Here is a 2,384-nt window from a genome sequence, read left to right as displayed (position 1 = left end):
TTCGCCCAGTTTTGCACTGGTTGCCGAAGACTTAAAAAAGCTTGGTTTTGATGCAACGGCAAGCCAAGTTAGGCGCTTTATTAATAGCATGCCGCACGAACTAGGCCCGCAAAGCCCTTACCGTATGGGCGCAAAGCTTTACCGTGAAAAGCACAAAGACTTTATTATTCGCTCCACTGAGCATATTGCTCCTGGCTTTATTTACAATGCCGACGGCCACCAAGTAGACGTGTATGTGGCACACCCAAAAACAGGCAGAGCATGGCGCTTTGAACTAACCGCGTTTCAAGACGTTGCAAGCCGCTGCATTGTTGGCTGGGAGATTAGCGAGTCTGAAAATGCCATTGCAACCATGACCGCATTAACCCGCGCGATTAAAAACCATCAGCACATTCCTAGCATGTTGTATGTCGATAACGGCAGTGGCTATAGGTCAAAAATGATGTCTGATGAATGCTGCGGTGTGTATGCGCAGTTTGATATTGAGGTCATTTTTGCCATACCCGGAAATGCCCGCGCAAAGTGGATAGAACGCTTTTTTAAACATATGGAAGAGCACGTGGGCAAGCGCTTTGAAAGCTACTGCGGCCCAGATCATAACGAACGCGAAAAGCTCAAGCTGATTAACGATGTGAAAAAAGGCAAGCGCGAGTTGCCATCTTTAGAGCAGTGGATAACGGAGTTTAAAGCGTTTTTAGAGCACTACCACAACAGCCCACACCCGGAGATTAAAGGCAAAACCCGCAAGCAAGTATGGGAAGAAGGGCTTATTCAAGAGCAGCCTGCAATTACGGATTTTGTGGTACTGCCTAGAGCCAAAGTGAAAGTAGCACGCGGCCAAATCAAATTGCATAAGCGTGTTTATACCGCTGACTACCTCTTTCAATTTAATGGTAAAGAGTTGGTTGCTGGCTATGACCTGCACGACGACACCTACCTTGTGCTTTATGAGCAATCTGGTGAGTTCATCATGAACTGTCGCATTAAACACAAGGTTGAGGCACTGCCGACAAGCCGGATTGAAGAAACCGACCTTAAGCGGCTGCAAGGTCAAGAAAAGCGCATTCAAAACCAGCTGTCTGAAAAGCGTGCAAGAGCGGACCAAAAACGTGTGATTGACGTGGACGCCGTTGAAGAACTGGCCGCAGACGTTCAAGCCATTCCTGACATTGAACCTGAAGTATTAAACATGGACCTCTCAGACTTTGAGGTTGAACACGTTACCCCAGCTGCAAACGAATACCCATTAGATTTAGGAGACATTCATGAATAAGTTCACCAGTCATTACAGCGACGAGCAACAAATTCAAGTAAAGCTCATTAACGAAGAAATTGAGTTTTACGCCCTAGGACCAGAAGACTACTGCCTAGGTTACGACCTAAACCAAGTTAATTCGGTATTAAATGGTGAATCGCCAGTAAATCCTAAAAAGCTGTTAAGTGTATTGTGGGCGCACTTTTTTGGTGACTTTGACCCCAAAGAATTTGGCAAAGACAGTGGCTTTGCTGATTGCTACAACGCCAATGATAAGTTGCTAGTAGCGCGTATTAAAAAACGCATGACTGACGAAGACATTGCAAACCAAGGTGTAAATAGCACTTACATTGCTAAGAAGATCAATAAGTCTCCTTCGACGGTTAGTCAGCTGCTCTCTGGTAAGTATGCGGCGAGCCCAACTAAGTACTTGCATGATATATACGCCATTGTTGCACCCGCAGGCACTGATGCCGCAGACGATAACGCTACAGATGACAGACCAATTATTACTATTCGCTATGGCGAGGTGCCGTTTGTGCCAACCAGTGTGGCTAAGGTGATAACCATGGCGTGTGAGCATGCCAAAGCAAGACGGCGCTTTTCGGTTGTTGCAGGCCAAGCAGGCATTGGTAAAAGCAAAGGGCTAGAGCGCTACTGCGAAGAGAACCCACTTGCAATACTGATAGTTGGCAGTGAGCAAACGACCAGTAAACAAGTGATTGAATCGCTATGCACCTCGTTAGGTTTACCCCGAAAGCCGAGTGTTGCCAAAAACATCGAGAACATTGTTAGAACCATCGAAAACACAGAGCGCATCATTTTGTTAGATGAGGCGGACAAGTGTAAGCCAAGCGCATTAGACCCACTTAGAACCATTTCAGATGCGGCCAAAGTTGGGGTGTGTTTGATTGGCAATATTCAACTGGTCGATAAGCTTCAAACCAACGAACGTTATGAATTGATCTCTTCTCGTGTGTGTTTTTGGCCAAAGCCGATTGGTGAGGTGCCAATTGAGGATATCAGAAACTTATTCAATGAACTTACCCAAGGCACTGTGCCGCTTGAGTCCGATGACGAGCAATGGTGGCAATGGTTACATAAAAGGGTAGAGGGAAACTCAAGGCTA

Annotated in this window: 2 protein-coding genes; both read left to right on the top strand. The window is 46.2% G+C overall.

What is annotated here, in order from left to right; genetic code table 11:
• Positions 1–1,273, top strand: a 1,273-nt coding sequence (locus J8M00_RS27870) for a Mu transposase C-terminal domain-containing protein (protein WP_211013629.1), incomplete at its 5' end; no start/stop codon positions are given.
• A partial coding sequence (locus J8M00_RS27865) for an AAA family ATPase (RefSeq protein ID WP_211013628.1) occupies positions 1,266–2,384 on the top strand: 1,119 nt, incomplete at its 3' end. The genes J8M00_RS27870 and J8M00_RS27865, both read left to right, overlap by 8 nt.

The organism is Pseudoalteromonas luteoviolacea (assembly GCF_018100925.1).
GTDB classification, from domain to species: domain Bacteria; phylum Pseudomonadota; class Gammaproteobacteria; order Enterobacterales; family Alteromonadaceae; genus Pseudoalteromonas; species Pseudoalteromonas obscura.
Note: the sequence above shows the minus strand (reverse complement) of the source record. Positions and strands in the feature narration are given on the sequence as shown.